Source organism: Nocardia gamkensis NBRC 108242, assembly GCF_001612985.1.
In the GTDB taxonomy this organism is placed as follows: Bacteria; Actinomycetota; Actinomycetes; order Mycobacteriales; family Mycobacteriaceae; genus Nocardia; species Nocardia gamkensis.
Genome location: NZ_BDBM01000030.1, coordinates 65,171 through 91,725 on the forward strand (window position 1 = coordinate 65,171; position 26,555 = coordinate 91,725).

Annotated in this window: 25 protein-coding genes; 6 read left to right on the plus strand and 19 right to left on the minus strand. The window is 69.5% G+C overall.

The window, feature by feature from the left end:
- Window position 1 precedes the first annotated feature (1 nt).
- The 9 genes from NG1_RS23055 to NG1_RS23095 all read right to left on the minus strand — a co-directional run bounded on the left by NG1_RS23055 (window position 2) and on the right by NG1_RS23095 (window position 8,290).
- A complete protein-coding gene (locus NG1_RS23055; RefSeq protein ID WP_062974004.1) occupies window positions 2–1,330 on the minus strand; it encodes a hypothetical protein in 1,329 nt (442 codons plus the stop codon).
- The gene (locus NG1_RS23060) at window positions 1,327–1,974 is read right to left on the minus strand and encodes a DUF6084 family protein (protein WP_062974006.1); all 648 of its coding nucleotides are present in this window, start codon (window positions 1,972–1,974) and stop codon (window positions 1,327–1,329) included. Before NG1_RS23060 ends, NG1_RS23055 begins: the two co-directional genes overlap by 4 nt.
- Window positions 1,971–2,606 carry a DUF5947 family protein gene (locus tag NG1_RS23065; RefSeq protein WP_062974008.1) on the minus strand — a complete coding sequence of 212 codons (636 nt, stop codon included), beginning with the start codon at window positions 2,604–2,606 and terminating at the stop codon, window positions 1,971–1,973. Before NG1_RS23065 ends, NG1_RS23060 begins: the two co-directional genes overlap by 4 nt.
- Window positions 2,603–3,517, minus strand: a complete 915-nt coding sequence (locus tag NG1_RS23070) for a NifU family protein (protein ID WP_062974085.1) — start codon at window positions 3,515–3,517, stop codon at window positions 2,603–2,605. Before NG1_RS23070 ends, NG1_RS23065 begins: the two co-directional genes overlap by 4 nt.
- A gap of 32 nt (window positions 3,518–3,549) precedes the next feature.
- A complete protein-coding gene (locus NG1_RS23075) occupies window positions 3,550–5,346 on the minus strand; it encodes a nickel-dependent hydrogenase large subunit (protein WP_062974010.1) in 1,797 nt (598 codons plus the stop codon).
- Window positions 5,347–5,357: 11 nt separating this feature from the next.
- Window positions 5,358–6,413, minus strand: coding sequence for an NADH-quinone oxidoreductase subunit B family protein (locus tag NG1_RS23080; RefSeq protein ID WP_062974012.1), 1,056 nt, complete (start codon window positions 6,411–6,413; stop codon window positions 5,358–5,360).
- A gap of 93 nt (window positions 6,414–6,506) precedes the next feature.
- Entirely contained in the window at window positions 6,507–7,349 is an 843-nt protein-coding gene (hypB, locus tag NG1_RS23085; protein WP_062974014.1) for a hydrogenase nickel incorporation protein HypB, read from the minus strand.
- Complete coding sequence (gene hypA / locus NG1_RS23090) at window positions 7,307–7,681, minus strand: hydrogenase maturation nickel metallochaperone HypA (protein ID WP_062974016.1); 375 nt, start codon at window positions 7,679–7,681, stop codon at window positions 7,307–7,309. The genes hypB and hypA overlap by 43 nt, the downstream gene beginning before the upstream one ends.
- A gap of 234 nt (window positions 7,682–7,915) precedes the next feature.
- A complete protein-coding gene (locus tag NG1_RS23095) occupies window positions 7,916–8,290 on the minus strand; it encodes a PepSY domain-containing protein (protein ID WP_062974018.1) in 375 nt (124 codons plus the stop codon).
- Between the two features lie 114 nt (window positions 8,291–8,404).
- On the opposite strand from NG1_RS23095, the gene NG1_RS23100 reads away from it, so the two are divergent.
- Window positions 8,405–9,082 carry a response regulator gene (locus NG1_RS23100; protein ID WP_040867915.1) on the plus strand — a complete coding sequence of 226 codons (678 nt, stop codon included), beginning with the start codon at window positions 8,405–8,407 and terminating at the stop codon, window positions 9,080–9,082.
- Window positions 9,075–10,556 carry a sensor histidine kinase gene (locus NG1_RS23105; RefSeq protein ID WP_245660007.1) on the plus strand — a complete coding sequence of 494 codons (1,482 nt, stop codon included), beginning with the start codon at window positions 9,075–9,077 and terminating at the stop codon, window positions 10,554–10,556. Before NG1_RS23100 ends, NG1_RS23105 begins: the two co-directional genes overlap by 8 nt.
- Before the next feature lie 211 nt (window positions 10,557–10,767).
- Here NG1_RS23105 and NG1_RS23110 read toward each other — a convergent pair whose 3' ends face one another.
- The 8 genes from NG1_RS23110 to NG1_RS23145 form a co-directional block, all read right to left on the minus strand.
- Window positions 10,768–11,670, minus strand: a complete 903-nt coding sequence (locus NG1_RS23110; RefSeq protein WP_062974020.1) for an alpha/beta hydrolase fold domain-containing protein — start codon at window positions 11,668–11,670, stop codon at window positions 10,768–10,770.
- Window positions 11,671–11,794: 124 nt separating this feature from the next.
- Window positions 11,795–12,940, minus strand: a complete 1,146-nt coding sequence (locus NG1_RS23115; protein ID WP_040867921.1) for an acyl-CoA dehydrogenase family protein — start codon at window positions 12,938–12,940, stop codon at window positions 11,795–11,797.
- A gap of 713 nt (window positions 12,941–13,653) precedes the next feature.
- Complete coding sequence (locus NG1_RS23120; RefSeq protein WP_062974022.1) at window positions 13,654–14,550, minus strand: lysophospholipid acyltransferase family protein; 897 nt, start codon at window positions 14,548–14,550, stop codon at window positions 13,654–13,656.
- 358 nt (window positions 14,551–14,908) lie between these two features.
- A complete protein-coding gene (gene hflX / locus NG1_RS23125; RefSeq protein ID WP_062974089.1) occupies window positions 14,909–16,336 on the minus strand; it encodes a GTPase HflX in 1,428 nt (475 codons plus the stop codon).
- Between the two features lie 189 nt (window positions 16,337–16,525).
- Entirely contained in the window at window positions 16,526–17,407 is an 882-nt protein-coding gene (dapF, locus tag NG1_RS23130; RefSeq protein WP_062974092.1) for a diaminopimelate epimerase, read from the minus strand.
- 33 nt (window positions 17,408–17,440) lie between these two features.
- A complete protein-coding gene (locus NG1_RS23135) occupies window positions 17,441–18,277 on the minus strand; it encodes a TrmH family RNA methyltransferase (RefSeq protein WP_062974024.1) in 837 nt (278 codons plus the stop codon).
- Window positions 18,274–19,206, minus strand: coding sequence for a tRNA (adenosine(37)-N6)-dimethylallyltransferase MiaA (miaA, locus tag NG1_RS23140; RefSeq protein ID WP_062974027.1), 933 nt, complete (start codon window positions 19,204–19,206; stop codon window positions 18,274–18,276). The genes NG1_RS23135 and miaA overlap by 4 nt, the downstream gene beginning before the upstream one ends.
- Window positions 19,203–19,967, minus strand: a complete 765-nt coding sequence (locus NG1_RS23145; RefSeq protein WP_062974029.1) for a class III extradiol ring-cleavage dioxygenase family protein — start codon at window positions 19,965–19,967, stop codon at window positions 19,203–19,205. The genes miaA and NG1_RS23145 overlap by 4 nt, the downstream gene beginning before the upstream one ends.
- Window positions 19,968–20,208: 241 nt before the next feature.
- Here NG1_RS23145 and NG1_RS23150 point away from each other — a divergent pair, with 241 nt between their 5' ends.
- The gene (locus NG1_RS23150; RefSeq protein ID WP_062974031.1) at window positions 20,209–21,585 is read left to right on the plus strand and encodes a DUF349 domain-containing protein; all 1,377 of its coding nucleotides are present in this window, start codon (window positions 20,209–20,211) and stop codon (window positions 21,583–21,585) included.
- 63 nt (window positions 21,586–21,648) lie between these two features.
- Here NG1_RS23150 and NG1_RS23155 read toward each other — a convergent pair whose 3' ends face one another.
- Entirely contained in the window at window positions 21,649–22,359 is a 711-nt protein-coding gene (locus NG1_RS23155; RefSeq protein WP_062974096.1) for an Rv2732c family membrane protein, read from the minus strand.
- Entirely contained in the window at window positions 22,356–23,903 is a 1,548-nt protein-coding gene (miaB, locus tag NG1_RS23160) for a tRNA (N6-isopentenyl adenosine(37)-C2)-methylthiotransferase MiaB (protein WP_218018990.1), read from the minus strand. The genes NG1_RS23155 and miaB overlap by 4 nt, the downstream gene beginning before the upstream one ends.
- A gap of 258 nt (window positions 23,904–24,161) precedes the next feature.
- Between miaB and NG1_RS23165 the strand changes: the two genes are divergently transcribed.
- The 3 genes from NG1_RS23165 to NG1_RS23175 all read left to right on the plus strand — a co-directional run bounded on the left by NG1_RS23165 (window position 24,162) and on the right by NG1_RS23175 (window position 26,553).
- Entirely contained in the window at window positions 24,162–24,890 is a 729-nt protein-coding gene (locus NG1_RS23165) for an amino acid ABC transporter ATP-binding protein (RefSeq protein WP_062974098.1), read from the plus strand.
- 46 nt (window positions 24,891–24,936) lie between these two features.
- Window positions 24,937–25,773: a glutamate ABC transporter substrate-binding protein gene (locus NG1_RS23170; protein ID WP_062974033.1), complete on the plus strand. Its 837-nt coding sequence runs from the start codon at window positions 24,937–24,939 to the stop codon at window positions 25,771–25,773.
- Between the two features lie 99 nt (window positions 25,774–25,872).
- Window positions 25,873–26,553: an amino acid ABC transporter permease gene (locus NG1_RS23175; protein ID WP_062974035.1), complete on the plus strand. Its 681-nt coding sequence runs from the start codon at window positions 25,873–25,875 to the stop codon at window positions 26,551–26,553.
- Window positions 26,554–26,555 lie beyond the last annotated feature (2 nt).

A 26,555-nucleotide genomic window follows, 5' to 3' on the forward strand; every position in this document is an offset into this window, starting at 1 on the left:
TTCACTTCTCGGTGCCGTCGAGCGGCTCCACTTCGTCGGGGGCGAAATACAGGTAGCGGCCGTACCATTCGTGCAACTCGGCGGCCGGGTCGTCGTCCAGCACGACCCCGACGTGCGCCTGCCCGTCCACGTCCTCGTGGACCGAGACGACCCGGGCGCACCGGCCGTCGAAGAACAGATCCTGGGCGTCGGCCCGCCGCGACGGATGCAGCCGGACCCTGCTGCCCTTGCGCACGAGCACGCCCGCGACCGGCACCGCGTCGAGGTCGGGGCGTACGGCCTGGTCGGCCGACGGGTCCCACCAATCGAGGCCCTCGGGGATCTCCGGGATCAGTCCCGGACCCTCGGCGTGCGGGTCGCGCAGCACCCCGTGCAGCTGCCGCATCGCGTCGGGTGACATGGCTTCGCAGCGGTCGATGATCTCCGCCGCGCGCGGATCGGTGGCCCGCGCCAGCGCCTTCTCCGCGTCGGTCATCGTGAGGATCCGCAGGGTGAGGATCTCGTCGATCTCGGTGGAGTCGAACAGCGCGCCTTCGCTCTGCTCCGCGATCTCGGGGTGGTCGTAGAGGATGATCGGCGAGATCAGCAGCATGCTGTAGTCGCCGGGCGGCCCCGCGAGCACCGGGAAGCAGCGGTACCGATCGCAGCGGGCGGCCGCGGCCACCGCGTCCGGCGGCGGTTCCAGCAGCGAGACGAACTCGCCGCCGGTGATCTCCGCGATGACGTGCGCGCCGATCAGCGAGCGGGCGATGGCGTCGCGCTGGTCGGTCGCGGGTTCGCCCACATTGCGCAGGATGACGGTCAGCCGCGCGAAGCCGTCGTCCCGGTCGGCCGCGAGTTCCAGCTCGCCCGCCAGCGGCAGCCGGGTCCGCACGAGCGTGCCTCGCCCGGGGGCGGCGGCCGTGGCGATCTCCTCGGTCTCGCGGCCGCCGGGGATGTCCAGCGGCCGGACGAGGCGGCCCGGCGGGACCGGACCGATGACGACCTCCTGCTCGACCGCCTCGTCCCAGGACAGCCACGACCGCTCACCGTCGGACCACTCGGCGACGGACGCGCCGCCGGCGTCCATCACTTGGCGGCGCTGGAGCTGGAGGAACCGGACGGTCAGGGTGATCTCCGGATGTTCGCCGGGGGCGACCAGGCACTGCGCCGACAGCGCCTGCTCCTCACCGAGCCCCGCGGCGGCGGCTCCGCGCGGCCCCAGCACGCCGAACTGCCATCGCGACTGGTTCTTGCGCGCGTCGGCCCGGTAGGGGTAGAGCAAGTAGCCCTCGTAGAGCACCGCGTCGGCAACGGCACGAGCGCGGGCGCGGGCGTCGGCGGTCGTCACGGCGTCTCCTCGGTGCTGGTCAGCAGGCGGGTCACCGCGTCGTCGAAACCGGGCAGGCCGTGGCCGGACTTGTAGGCGGCCAGCGCGCGGAGGGTGTCGTTGTGCAGCCGCACCCACCCCGAATTCGGGAAGTACGCGGCCATCAGGTTCTGCCACACCGCCACGGGCATCTCGAACTTGTCCTCGCGGTCCCACGGGATCTGCTGGATGGCGAATCCGGTACTGCCCCGGATGAAAACGGTGCCGCTGAACAGGAAGAGCAGCGGAACCACACCGTCGCGCAACGCGTGCAGGTACTTCGACCCGGTCACCTCGAAGTCGTAGGTGCACGGCATCGGCAGATCCACTTCGGCGCCGCCGGTGAAACCCGGAATCATGGTGGCGCAGTGCATCCAGAGAAACGAACGCTGGGTCTCGTGCCACCGTTCGCGCGGACCGAACAGATCGACCAGGCCCGCGGCCTCCTCGTCGGAGTAGCCGCGGCGGAACGGCTCGATGCGCACCTGCGCGCGCAGGGCGATGGCGTGCACGGGTTCCTCCGCGAGCGCGGCGATGCCGACGCGCGCGGACAGGATCGGCGCGACGGCGTACGGCTCGGGTTTCATCTCGAGCACGGCGAACGTCGTCGAGTACACCGGGCTCATGCCGCACCCCCGGCTCTCGCGCGTGCCGACGCCTCGGCGAAGAACTGTTCCAGATACCGGTGCACGTCCTGACCGCCGTCGAAGCCGTGCCACAGCAGCCGCATCCGGCCGACGAACTCGTAGCAGGCGTCGATCGGCAGCAGCAGGCAGGCCGCCTGCTCGGCCCGGCGGTCGGGCACCCGGATGAGCAGCGCTTCCACGTCGGCAGCGAGCACATCCAGCTCGGGATGCCGGTGCAGGATCGCGTTCCATTGCTCCAGCGGCAACTCCGATTCCGTCGCGCCCGCGGGCCCGGGATAGAACGCCACCGTCCGCTCCAGCGCGGAATTGCGGAAGAAGAACGCAAGGCTCACCGGGATCTCCAGCGCATCCCATTCCGCCCGGCTGATCGTGAAATCGGGGAACGCGAGATACCGATCCGGCACCGCTCGATAGCGCAGCGCCGCGTTCTGGTCGACGAACAGCAGATAGCAGCCGCGGCACACGCACATCAGCTGTCTGCCCTCGACGTTCACGACGTGCCGGTGCTGCTCGGCGATCGGTTCCGCGCACATCTCGCACCGTTCGCCGGGCCGGGGAGCGGGCCCGCGGTCGGCGGCGATGCGCTGGAGCGCGCGAAACGGTGTGCTCACCCGTGCACCCCCACCGGCACCGCCACCGACAGTTCGCCGGATCGCACGAGCACGGGAAGCGGCTCGAGATGCCCGTCGCCGTCGACCCGGGCGCCCGCGTGCACCACGTCGTAGTGCGCCCGGCAGGTGGGGCAGCGCAGCACCGCGTCACCGGCCGGGAATCCCACGCGCCGTTCCAGCACCGCGCCCGCGAGGGAGCCGTCGCACCCGGGACAGTGGTCCCGGTAGGCGTACAGCTCCTCGCCCACCCGGCAGGCCAGCACGGTCAGCCCGGCGACGTCGAAGCCGCCCACCTCGCCCGCGCTCAACTCGGCCAGTTCGGGGACCGCGACCCAGTTGCCGGACCGTGCGCCATCCGCGCGCACGCGGGAGAACAGCGAGTCGGCGGAGATCACCCCCGCCGACTCCGTCTGCGCGGCCACCACTTCGATGGACTCGATTTCCGGCGCCGCCGCCCGCACCGCGTCCTCGACGGCCAGTTCGAGCGTCACCGACGAGGACGGACAGCTCTTGCAGCTACCCGCCAGTTCCAAGCGGACCACCCCGTCGACGATGTCGACCAGGTGGACGTCGCCGCCGTGCGAACCGAGGTAGGGGCGCACGCTGTCCAGCGCGGTGCGCACCCGGGTGGACACATCGTGCGGATGTAACCCGTGCACCAGCAGCAGGCTGGCGACCAGATCGTCGCCGGCCAACCGCTCGACCGCGTCCGCGTCGAGCAGCGCGACCGCGCGGGTCAGCCCCGCGCCGTAGAGTCCGACCAGTTCGCGCACCAGTTGCTCGGCGCGCTCGCGGGCGAGCGCACCGCCCGCCGAACTCGCCTCGAGCAAGGTCTCGATGCGATCGCCGGCTTCCCTCCACCGGGCCTCACCAAATGTCGCGTCGTCCTGGTCGTCCGGGCGATCCTCCACCGTCACCTCCGGTCGTTTCGCCCGACGCGGACTCACTCGGGGGTGAGCGTCTGCGTCGGTGAGTGCAGTTTCTCCAGCGACTTTCCGTTGCCGAGGTACATGTGCACGCCGCACGGCAGGCACGGATCGAAACTGCGCACCGTGCGCATGACGTCGATGCCCTTGAAGTGCTCGCGGTCGTTCTCCTCGAAGATCGGCTGGCCCTGCACCGCGTCCTCGTAGGGGCCGGGCGTGCCATAGCTGTCGCGCGGGCTGGCGTTCCACGGCGTCGGCGGATACGGGTGGTAGTTGGCGATCTTGCCGTCCCGGATCACCATGTGATGCGACAGCACGCCGCGCACCGCCTCGGTGAAGCCGCAGCCGATGCCTTCCTCGGGGACCTCGAACTTCTCCCAGGTCTTGGTGTGGCCTGCCCGGATCTCCGCCATCGCCTTCTCCGCGAAGTGCAGCGCGCAGGCGGCCGCGTACGCCTGGAAATAGGTGCGCGCGCGGTTGCGCTCGAGGGTGTTGCTGCCGTGCACCGGGATCTTCCACTCCAGCGTGACCGGGCCTTTGAGCGCGGTCTTGGGCAGGTTGATCTGCACGCTGTTCCCGGTCGACTTCACGTACCCGATGTCGACCAGGTTGGCCAGCGCCGTCGACCACAGCCGGGCCAGCGGGCCGCCTCCGGTGTCCAGCGAGAGGTGGTCGGTGCCGTCGAACCAGCGTGGCGACATCACCCAGCTGTATTTCTCGTCCAGGTCTCGCTTCTGCGGCCGGGGGTTGGTGTGCTGGTTCCAGGGATGGCGCCGGTCCACCGGGTTGCCCAGCGGATCGGTCTTCACGAACATCTCCTGATCGGTCCAGTCCTCGTAGTACGAACTGCCCAGCAGGATCCGCAGGCCCAAGTTGATGTCGACCAGGGAGGTGGTCAGCAGTTTGCCGTCGACCACGACGCCGGGGGTGACGAACATCTTGCGGCCCCAGTCGGCCATGTCCTTGTACTCGAAATTGCAGAACTCCGGGTCCTGGAACGAGCCCCAGCAACCAAGCAGCGTGCGCCGCAGACCGACTTTCTCGTAGCCCGGCAGCGCCTCGTAGAAGAAGTCGAACAGGTCGTCGTGCATCGGCACGACCTTCTTCATGAACTCCACATAGCGCATCAGCCGGGACAGGTAGTCGGTCATCAACTGGATCGTCGCGACCGTGCCGGGTCCACCGGGATACAGCGTGGACGGGTGGACGTGCCTGCCTTCCATCAGGCAGAACATCTCCCTGGTGATCCGGCTGACCTGTAGCGCCTCCCGGTAGAACTCGCCGGTGAACGGGTTGAGCGCCCGCATGATGTCGGCGATCGTGCGGTACCCGTGGTCGCCCGCGTGCGGCGCCTCGGTGTTCTCCGCCCTGGCCAGCACGCCCGGGTTGGTCTCGGAGACCATCTTCTCGCAGTAGTCCACGCCGACCAGGTTCTCCTGGAAGATGTTGTGGTCGAACATGTACTCGGCGGCTTCGCCCAGGTTCACGACCCACTCGCCGAGGTGCGGCGGGCGCACGCCGTAGGCCATGTTCTGGCAGTAGCACGAACAGGTGGCGTGATTGTCACCGCAGATGCCGCAGATGCGGCTGGTGATGAAGTGCGCGTCGCGCGGGTCCTTGCCCTTCATGAAGATCGAATAGCCGCGGAAGATGGACGAGGTGCTGTGGCACTCGACCACTTCCCGGTTCTCGAAGTCGATTTTGGTGTAGATGCCGAGGCTGCCGACGATGCGGGTGATCGGGTCCCACGCCATCTCGACGAGACGGTCCGGCTCGATCGTCCGGTGCGACGGCTCCGGGATGATCTGTGTCATCAGAGATCCTCCTACCAAGTGCGGGTCGCGCCGGTCTCCAGCTTCCGGCCCCGGTGCCGCCAGTGCGGCTCCTTGTCGACGGTGCGTCCGGTGATGTGACGGAGGCTGCGGATCACCGATCCGTAGAGCCCCGATGCGCTGGACGAGAGCTTCCCGCCGGGTGGTTCGTCCATGAACGGCATGAACTTGTCCGGGAAGCCCGGCATGGTGCAGCCGATGCAGATACCGCCGACGTTCGGGCAGCCACCCAAGCCGTTGATCCAGCCGCGCTTGGGGACGTTGCACTTGACCACGGGCCCCCAGCAGCCGAGCTTCACAATGCATTTCGGCGAGCCGTACTCGGTGGCGAACTCACCCTGTTCGTAGTAGCCCGCCCGGTCGCAGCCCTCGTGCACGGTCGCCCCGAACAGCCACTTGGGCCGCAACGCCTCGTCGAGCGGGATCATCGGCGCCTGTCCGGTCGCCATGTAGAGCAGATAGGTGAGCGTCTCCGACATGTTGTCCGGCTGGATCGGGCAGCCCGGCACGCACACGATCGGAATACCCGCCTTGCTCTTCCAGTCCCAGCCGAGGTAATCCGGCACGCCCATCGCGCCGGTCGGGTTGCCCGCCATCGCGTGGATGCCCCCGTAGGTCGCGCAGGTGCCCGCCGCCACGATGGCCGTGGCCTTCGGCGCGAGACGATCCAGCCATTCGCTGGTCGTCATGGGCTGTCCGGTGGCGGGATTGTTGCCGAACCCGCACCAGTAGCCCTCTTCCTTGAGTTGCTCGTTCGGGATCGAGCCCTCGACCACCAGAACGAACGGCTCGAGTTCCCCGCGGTCGGCCTTGAAGAACCACTCCAGGAAATCATCGGCGCCGCCGTTCGGGCCGCACTCGAAGTCTATGAGCGGCCAGTGCACGGCGATCTTGGGCAGACCGGGCAGGGCGCCGAGAGCGATTTCTTCGATGCTCGGCTGCGTGGCCGCCGTCAAGGCGACCGAGTCACCGTCACAACTGAGTCCGGCGTTGATCCAGAGAACGTGGATCAGCGTTTCTTCGGCTCGTACTGCTTCCTGAGTGGGCATGTCTCGCCACCTTCCGCAGCGGACCACCGGGGGCCGAATCTCGCCTTTCTCGAAGAAGGGGTCACCCGTCGATGTGATCCTGATCACTTCACCTTAAGCGCGCCCGGCGGCATCCTCAAGAGCCGCCGAACCGGCCGCGCGACGCCGCTCGGCCAGCCAGTCATACCAGGTAGACAGGCCTGCACCGCTGCTAACGGACAGCGGAAGGACCTCGACGCCGGGATGTATCGAATGGATGTACTCCCGGCATCGGTCCAGATCGAAATCGACATACGGCAGCAGATCGGTCTTGTTCACCAACACCAGTCCCGCCGCCTGGAACATGTGCGGATACTTCAGCGGTTTGTCGGTCCCCTCGGTCACCGAGATGACGACCACCTTCTCCCGCTCCCCCAGGTCGAACAGCGCCGGGCAGACGAGATTGCCGACGTTCTCGACGAACAGCAGCGTGCCCGGCGCCGGGTCGAGCTTCTCCAGCGCGCGATACATCATCTCGGCGTCCAGGTGACATCCCGCGCCGGTGTTGACCTGCACGACGCGGCACCCGGTGGCCTGGATGCGTTCGGCGTCGAGCAATGTCGCCTGGTCGCCCTCGATCACCGCGATCGGAGTCCGGCCGGACTCGCGGATGGTGCGTTCCAGCAGACTGGTCTTGCCCGCGCCCGGCGAGCTGGTCATGTTGAACGCGACGATGTCGCGCTCGGCCAGCCAGGCCCGGTTGCGCTGCGCCAGTTCGTCGTTCTTGGCCAGCACCTTCAGCTCCAGGCTGACGGTCTCGGTTGCGGGCACGTGGACGTGGTCGGCGTCCGGGCCGTGCGTGTGCTCATGGGGATGGGAGTGCTCATGGGCGTGGTCGTGTGTCTCGGAGTGCTGGTGGTCGTGCGGGACGCGAATCAGCGCGGCGGCGTCGTCGCCGCAACCGCAGGTTGCGCACATGCCTCACTCACCTCCATGGATCGGATACGCAGTTCGCGCCCGGCGCGGATCTCGACATCGGCGCTGCCGCAGGGACACAGCAGGATCGGGTCCGGCAGCCGGAACTCGGCTCCGCAGGTCCGGCACGCCCCTACCCCGGGGATCTCCACCAGGACCAGCCGCGCGCCCTCCGCTACCGTCGCCTCGGCGGCGACTTCGAAACAGAACCGCATGGCCTCGGGCACGACGGCGCACAGCGCGCCGACCTCGACGGTGACCGAGTGCACCCGCCGGCCCGCCGCGTGCTCGCAGACGGCGTCGATGACGCTCTGCGTGATGGCCATCTCGTGCATCGCGACCTCGATTCCTCGAGCGGACAACCTTGAGGCTACTCTCGGGCAAACGCGGCGCGGACCAAATCTACGATGCTCGGCGAACGCATCTCCATGGCGTTACGCACGACGCCGACCGGCGCCTGCATCGGTGAAGCCACGGCCGGGATCCCCCTCCGGATCCCCGCCGCCGGGCAGCAAACACCTCCTGCTTACCCGAGCACCGACCCGTCACACCTGCGCCGCCGCGGAAGCTCAGTCGTGGTCGACCGCGCTGTGGACCGCGCCGCTGTGCGCATCGATCGTCACGTCGTACCGCACGCCCGCTGGCGTGGTGAGCTCGACCTCCCAGACCGGGGTGCCACGATCGGAGTCGAGTTCGGTGGACCGGACCTGCCCGCCGGGCACGGCCCGCACTGCCTTGTCGATCGCCTCCTGCCTGCTGATCCCGGTGTCGGCCACCAGCGACCAGTCCCCCGCGGACGAGCGGAAGGCGACGGTGTGATCGTCCGGTCCGCCGGTGGCGACAGCGGCCAGGGCCGCGCTGAGACCGACGACGACGGCCGCGACGGCCGTGCCGACGAGGAGCCAGCGAAGACCGGCGTAGGCACGGCGGAAAACGGTTGTCATGCGAAACCTCCTGCGGGAGTGCTGATTCGAGTGCGACTACGGTGACGCACGGAACTGAAGGCGAGCTGAAGCCACCTGAAGACGGTTTCAGGATCGGTCTGCCACTCTTGGTGGATGCGTCTGCTGATCGTGGAGGACGAGAAACGTCTGGCTCTCACACTGGCAAAAGGCTTGTCGGCCGAGGGATTTGCCGTGGATGTGGTGCACGACGGCGCCGAGGGGCTGCACCTGGCGACCACCACCGACTACGACCTGATCATCCTCGACATCATGCTGCCCGGCATGAACGGTTACCGGGTCTGCGCCGCGCTGCGCGCCGGGGGCCACGAGACACCGGTGCTCATGCTGACCGCGAAAGACGGCGAATACGACGAGGCCGAGGGGCTGGACACCGGAGCCGACGACTACCTCAGCAAGCCGTTCTCCTACCTCGTGCTGCTGGCCCGCATTCGCGCCCTGTTGCGCCGCCGAACCCGCGGCGGCGCACGGGTGCTGCGCGTCGGCGACCTGATCGTGGACCCGGGCACCCGGACCTGCCGCCGCGGCTCGCAGGACGTGACGCTCACCGCCAAGGAGTTCGCCGTGCTCGAGCACCTGGCCGTCCGAGCGGGAGAGGTGGTGTCGAAAGCCGATATCCTGCACCATGTCTGGGATTTCGCCTACGACGGCGATCCGAACATCGTCGAGGTCTACATCAGCACGTTGCGCCGCAAGATCGACGCGCCGTTCGGACGCCGGACGATCACCACCGTCCGCGGCGCCGGATACCGGCTGGCAGCCGACCGTGCCTGAGCGGAGCAGGCGCGCCTGGTGGCGATCGGTCCGCACGCGCACCACGGTCGCGGCGACGGCGGTCGTCGCGATGGCGCTGACGGCCGCCGGGCTCACGGTGCTGGCGGTGCTGCGGCACAACCTGGTGCACAGCGCCGAATTGCAGGCGGAGACCACCGCGCGTGACGTGGCGACCCAGCTCGCCTCGGGCGCCGACCTCGCGCGATTGTCGCTTCCGGACGCCGAAGATCGACCGGTGCAGATCGTTTCGATCGACCGCCGAGTCCTCGCGGCCGCTGACGAACTCGCGGGGAAACCTCCGATGGCCGACTTCGGGCCCCTCGCGAAGGCCTCCGGGGACCGAGACGACGAGGACGACGAGGACGACGCAGATGACGAGGACGAGGGGGAATCGGACGACGACGAAAACCCCTCCCCGAGCGCGGACCTCACGACAGCCGACGCGGAATTCGGCGACGTACGGCTGACGGTTGATACCGAGGACGGCCCGCACCCGTTCCGGGTCGCCGCCCTCGCGGTGACCGCCCCCGGGGGGCAGCCCGCCACCGTCTACGCGGGCTCCTCGCTGGAGACCGCCGACAGCGCGGTGGCGGACGCGCGGCAAGCGATGCTGATCGGCCTGCTGCCGCTGCTCGCCTTGGTCGCCCTGGTGACCTGGCTGGTCACCAGACGCGCCCTGCGCCCGGTGGAGGCGATCCGCAGGCAGCTCGCCGAGATCATGGACGGCGATCTGTCCCGGCGCGTGCCCGAACCGGGCTCCCGCGACGAGATCGGCAGGCTGGCGACCACCACCAACGCCACGCTCGCCGCCCTGGAGGAATCCGGGGAGCGCCAGCGCCGGTTCATCGCCGACGCCGCCCACGAATTGCGCAGCCCCATCGCCAGCCTGCGCACCCAGCTCGAGGTAGCCCAGGCCCACCCCGATCTGTTGGAACTGGACGGCCTGATCGGCGACACCATCCGGCTGGAACACCTCGCGGCCGACCTGTTGCTCTTGGCCCGGCTCGACGCGGGCGAGCAACCGCGTGCGGATCGCGTGGACCTGACGGTGCTGGTTCGCGACGAATTGGAGCACCGTGCGGGCGACCGGGTGGCCGTGGAGATCGCGACACCGGAGGACGCCGTCGCGATCACCGGCAGCCGTACCCAGCTCGCGCGCGTCCTGGGCAACCTCGTCGACAACGCCCAGCGGCATGCCGCGAGCATCGTGCGGGTCGCCGTGCAGCGAATCGACGGCGGGCGGGTGACGCTGTCGGTCACCGACGACGGCCCCGGCGTGCCGCCCGCCGATCGCGACCGCATCTTCCAGCGATTCGTCCGTCTGGACGACGCCCGCAGTCGCGACGAAGGCGGTGCGGGCCTGGGCTTGGCCATCGTCCGCGACGTCGTCGAACGCCACGGGGGCACCATCCACGTCATCGACGGCACGCCTGGCGCCTGTTTCGTGGTGACGCTGCCCGCAACCGCTGGGTGAGCCGGGGCCCGGAACGGGTTTCGACGTCGTGCCACGACTCGAGACCGGCGGTGATCGAAGTCTGCGCCGGTTCGATCGAGTGCATCGCGGGCGAATTCCGTTCGTTTCCGGCAGCGGGTCCGCAGCCCGCCGAGCGTTGCGCGCCGCTACTCGGCCGCCGTGACCGCCTTCTCCGGTGCGGGCCCGTTCTTCGACGGCACCGAGCCTTCGCTCAACTGGCGAGCGCGCTACGCAGACTTTCGATGACGGCCCGACGCGCGGCACGCCCCTCCGGGGTCGGGGTCAGCGGATAGACATGTGGCAGGCCAGGGGCCTCGTGGTAGTCCACGACGACCCCGGCGCCCCGAGCCGCATCGACCAACAGGCGCGTGTCCGGGTGCAGGATGTCGTCGGTGCCGCAGAAGACCGTCAGCGGACCGAGCCCGCGCAGGTCGGCGGCGAGCGGGCTGACCCTCGGGTCGGCGATCGCGAGGTCGCCCCGCCAGTGCTCGATGAGCACCCGAGTCCCCGCGACGCCCAGCCACGGGTCGCGGGGCTGTACAACCGGAATCTCCGGATTACTCAGCGAGAGATCGAGGGCGGGTGCGATCAGCACGGTGCCCGGCAGCCGCACGCGATGCTCGTCCCGCAACACCACCGCGGCAGACAGAGCGATCTGCCCACCGGCGGAATCCCCTGCCAAACAGACGTTCTCGTAGGTTTCCCGGTTCGCGAGCACCAGGTCGACGAAGCCTTGGACGACTTGCGCGGCCGTCCCGAACGGAATCAGCGGGTAGATCGCGACAGTCACGGCCGCACCGGTTTCCGCGGCGACGGCCGCGCACAGTGCCCAATGCTGCGGTGCGATCTCGTGCACCCAGCCGCCACCGTGCGCGTACACGACATTCCCCCGGGGCCGCTGCCCGCGCGGAGTCAGCGTGTAGACCGGCCAGCCGCCGCGACGGTCCACCGTGATCGCCACATCCGCGCGCAGCCGGCGCGGCGGACCGTAGCGCCGGGGCCGCAGGCTCAGATCGCGAACGCGCTCCCGCGCCGCGCCGACGTCGACGAATACCCGATTGGCGCGCGTCGCCTTCAAATATCCGCGCACGACCTGGTTGGCCAGACTCGGCATCGCATCTCCTCCACTTCGGGTGATGGACGGACGTCGAGTCCGTCGGCACCTCGGGAGGCGATTGTGCCCCAGGCGATGCCCGGGCCGACGGCGGACGGCGGCCCGAGCGAAAAACCGCGCGCTGTCAGGAGAGTTTCAGGCTCCGCCCGATGATCTCCTTCATGATCTCGGTCGTGCCACCGTAGATGGTCTGGATGCGAGCGTCCATGTAGGCCTTCGCGATCGGGTATTCCTTCATGTAGCCGTATCCGCCGTGCAGTTGCAGGCAGCGGTTGATCAGGTCGAGTTGCTCCTCGGTGCTCCACCACTTGGCCATCGCCGCGTCCTCGGCGGTCAGCTTGTTCTCGTTGAGCAGTTCGATGAACTTGTCCACCATCAGACGAACGGCGGTGGTCTTGGTGGCCAGTTCGGCGAGGACGAAGCGAGTGTTCTGCAGCGCGCCGATCGGCTTGCCGAACGCCTTGCGGTCGCGGACGTACTGGACGGTCATGTCCAGGCAGGACTCCATGGCCGCCGCCGCCATGACGGCGATCGACAGCCGCTCCTGCGGCAGGTTCTGCATGAGGTGGATGAAGCCCATCCCCTCGGTGCCGAGCAGGTTCTTGCCGGGCACGCGCACATCGGTGAAGCTCAGCTCGGCGGTGTCCTGGGCCTTGAGGCCGAGCTTGTCCAGGTTGCGGCCGCGCTCGAAGCCGGGCATGCCGCGCTCGACCACGAACAGGCTGAAGCCCATCGCGCCCTTCTCCGGGTCGGTCTGCGCCACCACGATCACGATGTCGGAGTTGATGCCGTTGGTGATGAAGGTCTTGGCGCCGTTGAGGATCCAGTCGTCCCCGTCGCGCACCGCGCGGGTCTTGATGCCCTGCAGATCCGAACCGGTGCCCGGTTCGGTCATCGCGATCGCGGTGATGATCTCGCCCGCGCAGAAACCGGGCAACCAGCGCTGCTTCTGCTCCTCGTTGGCCAGCTCGAGCAGGTAAGGCGCGATCACATCGTTGTGCAGCGAGAAGCCGAGACCGGAGTACTGGCCGCGCACCGACTCCTCCGAGACGATGGCGTTGTAGCGGAAATCCTTCACCCCGCCGCCGCCGTACTGCTCCGGCATGGCCATGCCGAGGAAGCCCTGCTTGCCCGCCTCCAGCCAGACCTCCCGGTCGACGATGCCCTGCTCCTCCCACTTCGCGTGATTCGGCGCGACGTGCTGATCGAGAAACTTGCGGAACGACTCCCGGAACAGTTCGTGTTCGGGTTCGAACAGTGTGCGTTCCACGCCAACCTCCTAGTGACCACACCGGCCGGTCCACACCGACCAGTCGTTGCCCCATACCGTACCCGGAAGGAGAATCCCTGTTCACTTCTGGGGCCAGAACCATGGTCTCACCAGGAGCGGCGGCACGGGTCCGGATCAGCAGGCGAGATTCCCCGCAAACGATCGGAGACTCGGGGGCGGACAAGGACGACATCGCCGGGCATCGCTGGATTCCACCCCGATTCTTCGGCGAGGTCGGCCGATCACCGGTCCGGTGGCCGCTACCCGGCAGCTCGAGGCTGTCCGCTACCGGCTCTTTCCCGCTGGTAGTGCCAGAGCGCGCGTCGGTCGGCGGCGGACACTCGAGCCAGCCCACCTATGCGTGCGCGAGCGGGCGCCCTGATGCGCAACCGGTGCATCACAGCCGCCCCGCCGTCACGGACGCCTTCTGCGCCTCGGCTCCACGACGACCGGGGCTTCACGGAGGCGCGGACCAATCCCACTCAGGCGCCATCACGCGGGCGCAGTCACATCCAGCTGCGTCCGACGGGCTGACCTGCCGATCGAGCCGCCGGACACATGGCATCAGCGCCGCGAACCGGCCGTACCGACCGGACTCGGAGTGCATCCGACATCGACTTCGTCCCCGCTCGGCGGCGACTACACCGGAGCGACCCCATGCCCCCGCGCGGTAGTCACCGGATCGAGAGCCGCGATAGACCGGACAGCGAACCTCAGAGGTTCAGCCAACCCCGCACACGACCCACCAGGGTGCGGCCTTGGTCCCGCGCCCGTTCGGCGAAGAGGAAGTTCATCTCCTCCTCCAGCGCCTTGCGCACCACGTCGCGGAATTCGACCGCGGCGGCGTGCATGTCGCCCGCGTCGCGCCAGGGCGCCGGGTCGATGGGCGCGCCCGCGGAGAAATAGAAGCGCTCCGGCCGCGGGATCACGGTGGGACCTACTCCGCGGATGAGCGGCGGGGTGAGGTCGCGGCTGAGGCCGAGCGCTTCCACGGTCCAGCGCAGCGGGCGCAGGATCGGATGGTCGCCGTCCACCACGATGTCGTAGGCGTCGTCGACGCCGATCATCGCGACCGGGACGATGGGCGCGCCCGCTTCGATAGCCATGCGCGCGAAGCCGCTGCGCCCCTCCCACTTCAGCAGGTACTTCTCGTTCTTGCGGCGCACCGCCTCCCGGCCGCCGCCGGGGAACACCATCACGGCCTCGCCGCGCCGCAGCAGGGCCAGGCAGTTGGACCGAGTCCCGCGCACCGCGCCGTAGTGGTGCAGCAGGTGACGTATACCGGGCACATTGATCAGCACGTTCTCGGCGAGACCGCGGATCAGGCGGCCGCGGCGGCGCAGCACCTCGGGCAGCAGCATCGGCGCGTCGATGCCGCCCAGCAGATTGTGGTTACCGACCAGCAGCACCGGGCCGTCGGCGGGGATGTTCTCCAGGCCGTAGAAACGCGGGCTGGTCCACGCGCGCAGCGGCGCGAGCAGGGTGTCGATCACCCGCAGATCGGTGTCGGTCAGCGCGACCGACAGCGGCGCACCGTCGGTGAGCGCCGGATCGGCGCTGCTCACGGCGCCGGAGCGCCGGGTGCGGGAATCGGAGCGGGCGTCCGACATGAACCCTCCTGGTGTCGATTCGATGACGATAGCGCAACGAAATCGACTGCGTCGCACCGGATGTGCGCGTCATATCGCGACACGCCCATTTGGTCGAGCGACCAGCTCGTTCATCCGTCCCGGCAAGCCCGTCGCGAACTCGCAAGTCATCGCCCCCGCCGAGGCATCCATACCGAGGCCGTCTCCACCCCACGGAAGCCATATGGCAGCCGGGCTACGTCAGGCGGCCTACCGCGCAGCGGATTGACCCCCGCACGACTGCGGCCGGAGCGCCCCGGGCCGACTTGTGCACACATGACGAGGCACAGGCGACCACCGGCGCCCGCTGGCGCTGGACCGAGTCCCCGCACGGAGTGGCTTACTCGCCGGACTCCCCCGTGCCCGCGTGCGCGTACTCCGACAGGGCGGCCGCCAGGGCGTGCGGGACGCGCGCGTGAACGCGGGTTCCGCCCTCCTCATGCTGGGAGTCGAAGATGCGGCCGTCGGCATGGATGCGGGCGAGCAGGTCGCCGCGCGTGTACGGCAGCAGCACGCTGATCTCCACGTCCAGCCCGCCGAGCATTTCGGCGAGCCGCTCGCGCAGCGTATCGATGCCACGACCGGTGTGCGCGGACACGAACGACGCGTCCGGCAGCAGCGCGCGCAGGTTGGTGAGCTCGGTCGGCCCCATCGCGTCGGTTTTGTTCACCACCAGCAGTTCCGGCGGGGCGGGCGTGCCGGATTCCTTGATCACGTCCGTGATCACCTCGCGGACGGCCTTGATCTGCTCGGCGGGCAGGGCGTCGGAACCGTCCACCACGTGCAGCAGCAGATCGGCGCCGGTCACTTCCTCCAAGGTGGAACGGAACGCCTCGACCAGTTGCGTGGGCAGATGCCGCACGAAGCCGACGGTGTCGGTGAAGACGACCTCGCGCCCGTCGTCCAGTTCCGCCCGGCGGGTGGTCGGGTCGAGGGTGGCGAACAGCGCGTCCTGGACCAGCAGGCCCGCGCCGGTGAGCTTGTTCATCAGGCTCGACTTGCCCGCGTTGGTGTAGCCGACGATCGCGACGGACGGGATGCCGCTGGAGTTGCGGCGCGCCCGCATGGTGTCGCGCGCGGTCTTCATCTCGCGGATCTCCCGGCGCAGCTTGGCCATGCGCTCGCGGATGCGACGACGGTCGGTTTCGATCTTCGTCTCACCGGGACCACGCAGACCCACGCCGCCGTTGCTGCCCGCGCGGCCACCGGCCTGCCGGGACATCGACTCGCCCCAACCGCGCAGCCTGGGCAGCATGTACTCCATCTGGGCCAGCGAGACCTGCGCCTTGCCCTCCCGGGAGGTGGCGTGCTGGGCGAAGATGTCCAGGATCAACGCGGTCCGGTCGACCACCTTGACCTTGACCACCTTCTCCAGGGCGGTCAGCTGCGCCGGAGTGAGCTCGCCGTCGCAGATGACGGTGTCGGCGCCGGTCTCCAGTACGACCGAGCGCAACTCCTCGGCCTTGCCGGAGCCGATGTAGGTGGCCGGATCCGGCCGGTCGCGGCGCTGGATCAGCGCTTCGAGCACCTCGGAGCCCGCGGTCTCGGCGAGCGCCGCCAGCTCGGCCATGCTCGCCTCGGCCTGCGCGGCGGTACCCGCCGTCCAGACACCGACCAGCACGACGCGCTCCAGGCGCAGCTGCCGGTACTCGACCTCGGTGATGTCGGCGAGCTCGGTGGACAGGCCCGCCACACGCCGCAGCGAGCTGCGGTCCTCCAGTTGCAGCTCGCCCACGGTGGGATCGGCCGACCAGCCGGACCGGTGCATTCGCGCGGCGTGCTCGGCGACCACGTCGCCGGTCACCGCGTCGTCGCCGGTCACGGCGTCGTCGGCCGCCTCGGCAGCGCGATCGTTCGCGTCCGCCGGAGTGAATTCATACGTCTCTGATTTCCTCATACACCATCCATGCTGCCACGACATCACCGCAGCACGCACGCGGTTATCGGAGGGCGGCGCTCACAGCCCGTCCCACCACGATCCGGCGAGGCGGCCCGCGGCCACCAGAACCGACGGCCCACGCAGCCACGCCGAGCCGCGTTCCAGCCCGACGGTCAGCTCGCCGCCGGGCACCCGGACCGTCACCCGGCCGGTGTCCGCGGCGATCCGGAAGCCGTCGGCGGCCAGCGCCGCGGCGGCCGCGGCGACGGTACCCGTTCCGCAGGAACGGGTTTCGCCCACACCGCGCTCGTAGACCCGCATGTCGACCGAACCGTCGGCGTCCAGCGCGGTGACGATCTCGACGTTGACCCCGTGCGGGAAGAGGTCCGGATCGAAGCCGGGCGCCACGGTCAGGTCGAGCTTCCCGAGCGCGTCCGCGGACATCCCCGGATCGACGCAGGCCAGATGCGGATTGCCGACGTCGATGCCGATCCCGGGCAGCGCCCAGCCCGCGAGGGTCGCGGTGGACGCGCCGAGTTCGCGCACCGGCCCCATACCGACGGTGACGTCGCCGGTGACCGAGTTCCCGGCATGCACCGTCACCGGGCGCGCGCCCGCGCGGCTGCCGACGACGAAACTGTCGCGGGTCTCCAGTCCCGACACGTTCAGGTAGTGGGCGAACACGCGCACGCCGTTGCCGCACATCTCGGCGATCGAACCGTCGGCGTTGCGGTAGTCCATGAACCAGTCGTCGGCGCCGATGCCTTCCGGGATCTCCGCGAGTACCCCGGCGGCCAGCAGCGCACCGGCGCGCGCGACCCGCAGCACGCCGTCCGCGCCGAGGCCACGGCGGCGATCGCAGAGCGCGCCGACCCGCGCGGCCGTCAGCGCCAGGTCGGCCCCCTGGTCCGGCAGCACCACGAAATCGTTCTGGGTGCCGTGACCCTTGGTGAACTCGATATCCGGCACGGGCGATGTCTCCCTATCTCGTCGTCACTTGGCAAACGTCCGGCGCTGCCGGGAAATTTCGTAGAGCGCCACCGCGGCCGCCGAGGGCGCCCCCAGCGAGCTGGCCGTGCCGCCCATCGGGATGTACACCATGTCGTCGCAGGCCGATTGCCAGGCGGCGCTCATCCCGCTGGTCTCGTTGCCGACGACCAGGATGGTCGCGTCGGTGAAGTCGTAGTCGTAGGCGGCGTGCGGGGCGTGCTCGTCGGTCCCCACGATGCGGGTCGGAATGCCGCGGCGCATCTGCCGGTCGCGGAACTCCAGCACCTGCGGGGGCCCGGCGGCGCGGATCACCGGCACGGCGAACAGCGAACCGGTCGAGGCCCGTACGGCCTGCGGGTCGTACTGGTCGGCGCCGTGCCCGGTGACGATGACAACGCAGGCCCCGAACGCGTCGGCCGAGCGGATCAGGGTGCCGAGATTGCCCGGCGAGTTGGGCCGGTCGAACACCACGACCACCGGCGCGTCCTCCCCGGGCTCACCCGGCTCGAAGGTCTCCAGCTCGGGCTGCCGCGACTCCGCGACCGCCACGAGTTCCGGTATCCCTCCGGACTTCTCGCCGAGTTCGGCCATCAGCTCGGGCACCAGCCCGACCTGCGGCACGCTGCTGGTGTCCAGCACTTCGCGCGCCCAGCCCGACAGCTCCGGGCCGCCCAGGCGGTACAACAACGTCTCGAGCGGCCAGTCGTTGGCCACGGCCTGCGTGATCGGACGCACCCCCTGCACCAGGAAACGACCGTCGCGATGACGCTTGGTGCGGTTGTTGAGATATGCCTGCCACACCTGGACGGAGGCGTTGCGCGTGCTCACTCGTCGGGTCACTGCGGAGTCCGTTCTTTCTCTTCGAGCAGGGCCAGCGCCCTCGCGGCCGGTTCCGGCGCGGCGCCGTCCACCCACCGCACCCGAGGATCGCGCCGGAACCAGGAGCGTTGCCTGCGCACGTAGCGCCGGGTGCCGATCAGGGTGCGTTCCTGAGCGTGGTTCAGGTCGTATTCGTTGTCCAGATAGGCCAGGACTTGTGCGTAGCCGATGGCGCGCCGCGCCGTGACGCCCTCGCGCAGGCCGTGCTCGACGAGGCCGCGCACCTCCTCGACCAGCCCGCCCTCGAACATCGCCGCGGTGCGCCGCTCGATGCGCTCGTCCAACGCCGCGGTCTCCCGGTCCACACCGATGATGACGGTGCCCCACCGCGGCGGCCCGATGGTCGGCGCCGAGGCGGCGAACGGCCGTCCGGTGAGTTCGACGACCTCGAGCGCCCGCACCATGCGGCGGCCGTCGGTGGGCAGGATGGTGGCCGCGGCCACCGGATCGGCCTCGCGCAGCGCCGCGTGCACGGCCGCGACACCCCGCTCGGCGAGCATCGCCTCCCAGCGCGCCCGGACGGCCGGATCGGTGGCCGGGAACTCCCACTCGTCCAGCAGCGCCTGGACGTACATCATCGAACCGCCCACGATGATGGGCACCCGGCCGCGCCCCATGATCGCGACGACGTCCGCGCTTGCCGCCGCCTGATAGGCGGCCACGGACGCGGTATCCGTCACGTCGAGCACGTCGAGCTGGTGATGCGCAATGCCCCGGCGCTGCGCGAGCGGCAGCTTCGCGGTGCCGATGTCCATGCCGCGGTAGAGCTGCATGGCGTCGATGTTCACGATCTCGCCGCCGAGCCGTTCGGCCAGATCGAGGGCGAGATCGGATTTGCCGGTGGCGGTGGGACCGACGACCGCGATCGGAGTGATGCCGGAATGGGTCACGGGGCCTCGCCTTCCGCGGGCCGCCAGATGCTCACGTGGTAACCGACCCCGAACGGGGCATCGCAGTACCGCGTCTCGACCAGCGGGTCGGCCAGGAAAAGCCCGGCCAGCACCTGGTAGGCGGCGCGTCCCGAGAGGCTCAGTTCGGCGCACAGACCGGGATCGAGTGCCCGCAGCGCGGCGCGATCCCCCGTGCTCAGCGCGTGGTCCAGCCGGTCCTGCACCGGCCGGGCCCGTTCGTCGAGGTAACCGGGCGCCTTGGTGGACAGTGTCGCGGCGCCGTCCGCGACCACCAGCACACCGCGCGGCGCGGCATCGCCGTCCAGATCGGCGCGCAGCTTCGCCCCGGCCTCGCGGCAGTGCTCCGCCGTCGCGTCCGCGGGGACGATGCGAGCCTCGGCGGTTGCGCTCGGGGCGACCTGCCCGCGTAGCCATCCTCCGATCAGCACGGCCAACGGCAGGCCGGCATCGGCCCGCTGCGCCGCGGCGACCGCCGCGCCGGATAGCCCGACGCGCACGTCCGCGCCGAATCCGCGGAACGTGCCCGCGGTCTCCGGACCGAACGTGCTCTCACCTGCGCCGACGCCGAGCACCGTCCAGCGCTGCGCCACGGCGGCGAAGGCGCGTACGGCGTCGAGCACGGCGGACCGCAGCACCACGCGCGGGTCCGGATCGCCCGCTCCCATCGCGTCCGCCACGCCGCCGCACAGCTCGGGGACCAGCACGGGTGGCGACGGAACGAGAGCGGCGACGGAGAACACGTCGTAACCGTAGTCGTTGCCGGGACCACCGGTACCGCCCGGCTTCGAGTGTCTCTGCCGGAAATACCGCCGGAATTGATAGTGTTCGAGGAGCTACAACCCAGGTCATCAGGGGTTGGAAACCCCCGGGATTCCTCCTCGGGAAGGCATGGGTCGATGGTCACAAGGGCTCGGACCGGGTTGAATGGGATGAGCGAGGGCGTAACCAGGCAGCCGTGACGCGCGGCAGGGACGAGGAAACATGACCGACAGCAACGGAACCGCGAAAGCCGGCCCCGGCAAGATGCCCCGTTCTTCCGGTGCCCCGAAACCGGGCCGCTCGATTCCACCGCCCAAGCCGCACGCGGTCAAACCCGCCCCGGGCCCCGCCCAGCAGCATCCCCATCCCGTCGTGGTCCCCACCGTCTCCGATCCGAGCCTGTGGGGCCGGGTCGACGAGGACGGCACCGCCTGGGTGAAGACCCCCGAGGGCGAACGCCAGGTCGGCTCGTGGCAGGCCGGTGACGCCACGGAGGGTCTGGCCCACTTCGGCCGCCGGTTCGACGACCTGGCCACCGAGGTCGCCCTGCTGGAGGCGCGGCTGGCCGCGGGTGCGGACGCGCGCAAGACGAAGGCCGCCGCCGTGGCGCTGGCCGAGTCGCTGCCGACCGCCGCGGTGATCGGGGACATCGAGGGGCTGGGCCGGCGCTTGCAGGCCATCGCCGAGCACTCCGAAGAAGCCGCCGCGCACGCCAAGGAAGAGAAGGAGCGCGCCCGGCACGAGCACACCGAGCGCAAGGAGGCGCTGGCCGCCGAGGCGGAGAAGATCGCCGCCGAGTCCACCCAGTGGAAGGCCGCGGGCGATCGGCTGCGCGAGATCCTCGACGAGTGGAAGTCCATCCGGGGCGTGGACCGCAAGGTGGACGACGCGTTGTGGAAGCGCTACTCCAAGGCCCGTGAGGCGTTCAACCGCCGCCGCGGCGCGCACTTCGCCGAGCTGGATCGCGAACGCGCCGCCGCGAAGTCACGCAAGGAAGAACTGTGCGTGCAGGCCGAGGAATTGTCCGGCTCCACCGAATGGGTGGCCACCGCGGGCGTCTTCCGCGATCTGCTCGCCGAGTGGAAGGCCGCCGGGCGCGCGCCACGCGAGGCCGACGAGGCGCTGTGGCGGCGCTTCAAGAGCGCGCAGGATGTCTTCTTCGCCGCCCGCAACGCCGCCGTCTCCGAGCGCGACGCCGAGTTCGAACAGAACGCGACCGCCAAAGAGGAACTGCTGAGCGCCTACGCCTTCATCGATCCGTCCACCGATCTGGAAGCGGCCCGCAGCGCGCTGCGCGAACTCCAGGAGAAGTGGGACGCCATCGGCAAGGTTCCGCGCGAGCGCATGCAGGAACTGGAAGGCAAGCTGCGGGCGATCGAGAAGCGCGTGCGCGACGCCGTGGACGCGCAGTGGCGGCGCACCGACCCCGAGGCGATGGCCCGCGCCGCCCAGTTCCGCGAGCGCGTGGCGCAGTTCGAGGAGCAGGCGGCGAAAGCGCAGGCCGCGGGCAACGCGCGCGACGCGGAGAAGGCGCTGGAGCAGGCCAAGCAGTGGCGGGAATGGGCCGAGGCCGCCGAAGGCGCCGTCAGCAACCGCTGAGTTCGCTCGATCGACGATTGCGGCCCTTCCCGGTGGGAAGGGCCGCTCGTGTGCGCGATCAGGTCAGGAGTCGCCCATGAGGCGGCGCCGGTCGCGTTCCTCCGCGGCCGCGGCGGCGTTGCGGCGCTGCTCCTCGGCGGCCAGGTGCAGCGCGGTGCGGCTCCACACCACGCGGACCCAGTGGAAGGTGAGCACCACGGTCACGATCGCGCCCAGGATCAGCCCGATGCCAGGGCCCGCGCCGATGTAGTTGCCCACGCCGGGGGTCTGGCGGTGCCAGATCGAGAGCACGCCGAACACGCTTGCCACGGCGCTGCCCGCGACGGCGATCCAGGCCAGCACCCAGCGGCGGGTCATCAGCGCCAGCATCGAGAACCCGATGCCGAAGACCACGAGGAACCAGACGAAGACCCGCGAGGGAAGCCCGATGTGCTCGGCCCGCGCGACGTCGGTGTTCAACAGCACGTCGAAGCCGCGCGCGGCGCCCGCGTGCGACAGGACCAGCGAGGCCAGCAGCAGGAACACCGCACCCGCCACGACCATGGCGCGGATGCCGGGGTCGATCTCACCGGCGATCTTGCGCTCGACGGCGTCGAGATCGTCGCGGAACTGTTCGAAATCGCCGGTGCTCTCGACCGAGCTCACTGAGTCCTCGTTTCGTTCGTCTGCGTCGCGGCTGCCGGGCCGGTGCCGCGTCGCGGACGCGTCGTCACCGGACGGGGGAACCGCCCCGTCGCCATCGCGGGTGGCGTCGTCGTCCGGGCCGGTGGTCATGCGCCGCAGCCGGTCGAGCAACCCGCGGCCGCGGGTTCCGGGGTGGGCGCGCCGATGCGGGGCAGCCCGAGCCCCACACCGATCGGCGCGGTCTTCGGCGTGACACCGCGTTCGTGCGCGTCACCGGCGCGGGTGCGGCGGTGCGTCTTGATCGCGGCATCGGCGACGAGGTGGTGCGGCGCCGCGGCGGTGATGTCGACCGTGACCAGGTCGCCGGGGCGAATCGGTTCGGCGGTGCCGCCCGGCCGGAAGTGCACCAGCCTGCCGTCGCGGGCGCGGCCGCTCATGCGCGCGGTCGCGGCGTTCTTCTTGCCCGCGCCCTCGGCCACGAGCAACTCCACCTCGGTGCCGACCAGTTCCCGGTTGGCGGCCAAGGAGATCTCCTCCTGCAGCGCGATGAGGCGTTCGTAGCGCTCCTGCACGACGGCCTTGGGCAGCTGGTCGGGCATGTCCGCGGCGGGTGTACCGGGCCGCTTGGAGTACTGGAAGGTGTAGGCGCTGGTGAAACGCGCCTGCCGCACGACATCGAGGGTCTCCTGGAAATCCTCTTCGGTCTCGCCGGGGAAGCCCACGATGATGTCGGTGGTGATCGCGGCGTGCGGCATCGCGGCGCGGACCTTGTCGATGATCCCGAGGTAGCGGGCCTTGCGGTACGAGCGGCGCATCGCCTTGAGCACCCGATCCGAGCCGGACTGCAGCGGCATGTGCAGCTGCGGGCAGATGTTGGGGGTCTCGGCCATGGCCTCGATCACGTCGTCGGTGAACTCGGCCGGGTGCGGCGAGGTGAAGCGGACCCGCTCCAGGCCGTCGATGTGCCCGCACGCGCGCAGCAGCTTGGCGAACGCGCCGCGGTCGCGCGGCTCGCTCGGGTCGGCGAACGACGCGCCGTAGGAGTTCACGTTCTGGCCGAGCAGCGTCACCTCGAGCACACCTTGGTCCACCAGCGCCTGCACCTCGGCGAGCACGTCACCGGGGCGGCGGTCGACCTCCTTGCCGCGCAGGGCGGGGACGATGCAGAAGGTGCAGGTGTTGTTGCAGCCGACCGAGATGGAAACCCAGCCCGCGTAGGCGGATTCGCGCTTGGCGGGCAGCGAGGACGGGAACGCCTCCAGCGACTCCAGGATCTCCACCTGGGCTTCCCGGTTGTGCCGGGCCCGCTCCAGCAGCACCGGCAGTGAACCGATGTTGTGGGTGCCGAAGACCACGTCCACCCACGGCGCCTTGCGCACCACGACGTCGCGATCCTTCTGCGCCAGGCAGCCGCCGACGGCGATCTGCATGCCCGGACGGCTCGCCTTGGTCGGCGCCAGGTGACCGAGCGTGCCGTAGAGCTTGTTGTCGGCGTTCTCGCGCACCGCGCAGGTGTTGAAGACGACGAGGTCGGCCGTCGCGCCGGGCGCGGCCTTCACGTATCCCGCGTCCTCCAGCAAACCCGACAAGCGTTCGGAATCGTGCACGTTCATCTGGCAGCCGAAGGTGCGGACCTCGTAACTGCGTGCTGTGCCCTCGGAGGGAGCCGACAGTGCCTGTCCGATCGAATCCACCCATCCAGGGTACGGGGCGGCCTCCGGCGGTTTTCGCGCGCATCGGCGCAGGCTCCGGGCGTCTGCCGCCGACGCCGAAGGGACTGTGAGGTTACGCGCACATGTCGAATCGGCGCGGCGAGACGGTGTGTCGCGGAAAGCCGGGCAAATCCCCGATTTTTGCCTAAGGTCATGACCATGACCGACGACGCCGCCGCTCCCGGCACGACCGGGGACGCCTCTGCCGGGGACGTCAGCGCCGCCACCAGCGCGCCGCCGATGATCTTGATGCGCAATGTGGACAAGCACTTCGGCGACCTGCACGTACTCAAGGACATCACCCTCGAGGTCCCGAAAGGGCAGGTCGTCATCGTTCTGGGCCCGTCGGGCTCCGGTAAATCGACGCTGTGCCGCACCATCAACCGGCTGGAACCGATCGACTCCGGGGACATCGCCATCGATGGTGTCGCACTGCCCGCCGAGGGCCGCGCGCTGGCCGCCCTGCGAGCCGACGTAGGCATGGTCTTCCAGTCGTTCAACCTGTTCGCGCACAAGACGATCGTCGAGAACGTCATGCTCGCGCCGATCAAGGTCCGCAAGGTGAAGAAAGACGACGCCCGCGCCCGCGCGATGCAACTGCTCGACCGGGTCGGCATCGCCGATCAGGCCGACAAGTACCCCGCACAGCTGTCCGGCGGGCAGCAGCAACGCGTCGCCATCGCCCGGGCGCTGGCGATGAACCCGAAGGTGATGCTGTTCGACGAGCCGACCTCCGCGCTGGACCCGGAGATGGTCAACGAAGTGCTCGAGGTGATGGTGTCGCTGGCCAAGGAGGGGATGACGATGCTGGTCGTCACCCATGAGATGGGCTTCGCGCGCCGCGCCGGGAACCGGGTGCTCTTCATGGCCGACGGCCAGGTGGTGGAGGACGCGCCGCCGGAGGCGTTCTTCACCGCCCCGAAGTCGGAGCGGGCCAAAGACTTCCTGGGCAAGATTTTGAGCCACTGATCTGCCGGACAGCGGCCAGCACCCACGGATAGGGAGAAGGAACTCGATGAGGATCAATCGCGCTCTGCGCATCGGCGTCGGAGCGATCGCCCTGACACTCGCCGCCGCGACAGCCACCGCCTGCGGCGGCGGCGACGACAAGTCCGCCCTGGACAACGCCAAGGACGGCAAACTCACCATCGGCATCAAATTCGATCAGCCCGGTCTGGGCCTGCGGAACAAGGACGGGTCATACAGCGGCTTCGATATCGAGGTGGCGAAGTACGTCGCAGGGAAACTGGGCGTGCAACCGGACCAGATCACGTTCAAGGAGGCGCCGTCGCCGCAGCGTGAGACGCTGATCGAGAACGGGCAGGTCGACTACATCGTCGCCACCTACTCGATCAACGACAAGCGCAAGGACAAGGTCGACTTCGCCGGTCCGTACTACACCGCCGGGCAATCGCTGCTGGTGCGGGCCGACAACGCCGACATCAACGGCCCGGACAACCTCAAGGGCAAGAAGGTCTGCTCGGTGAAGGGCTCCACGCCGGCCCAGAACATCGAGAAGAACTTCCCCGACACCCAGCTGCAGACGAACGACACCTACTCGCTCTGCCTCGAGGGCCTGCGCGCCGGCTCCTGGGACGCGGTGACCACCGACGACATCATCCTGGCCGGTTACGCCGCGCAGAGCAGCGGCGCGTTCAAGGTGGTCGGCAAGCCGTTCACCACGGAGAACTACGGCATCGGGTTGAAGAAGGGCGACAAGGAACTGCGGGACAAGATCAACGACGCCATCGAGGCGATGATCGCCGACGGCTCCTGGAAGAAGGCCTTCGATTCGACCGTCGGCGCGTCCGGCTACCAGGCCCCGCAGCCGCCGACCGTGAATCGGTACTGACCTCCCCGCATACGGACGGGTGGCCCGGCCCCTGCCCGGCGCGGGCCACCCGCCGCACTTCCCTGACCATCGAAACCTGATCGGAGGGACGCGTCCGCCGTGTTCGACCTGATCTCGAGGTATGACGACCAAATCCTCGAAGCCTTCTGGGTGACAATCCAACTGACCGTGCTCTCCGCGGTCGGCGCGCTGATCCTGGGCACTGTCGTCGCGGGCTTGCGCGTGTCTCCCGTGCCCGTCGCCCGCTGGGTCGGCACGGCGTACGTCACCATCTTCCGCAACACCCCGCTCACGCTGATCATCGTGTTCATGTCGCTGGGTCTCTACACGACGATGGGCTGGCGCCTCGCAGGTGAGGGGCCGGACTCTCTGGCGCAGAACAACTTCCGCTTCGCAGTCGTCGGCTTGAGCATCTACACCGCCGCCTTCGTCTGCGAGTCGCTGCGTGCGGGCATCAACACCGTACCGATGGGCCAGTCCGAGGCGGGGCGCTCGCTCGGCCTCGGCTTCCTGCAGAACCTGCGGCTGGTCGTGCTGCCGCAGGCATTTCGTTCGGTCATCGCCCCGCTGGGCAGCGTCCTGATCGCGCTGACCAAGAACTCCACCATCGCCTCGGCCATCGGTGTCGCCGAAGCGGCGACGCTGATGGCGGAAATGACCGAGACCGAAGCCGCGGTCCTGGCGATCGGCGCGATCTTCGCGCTCGGCTTCGTGATCCTGACCCTGCCGACCGGCCTGTTCTTCGGCTGGCTGGCCAAGAAGTACGAGGTGGCTCGATGAGC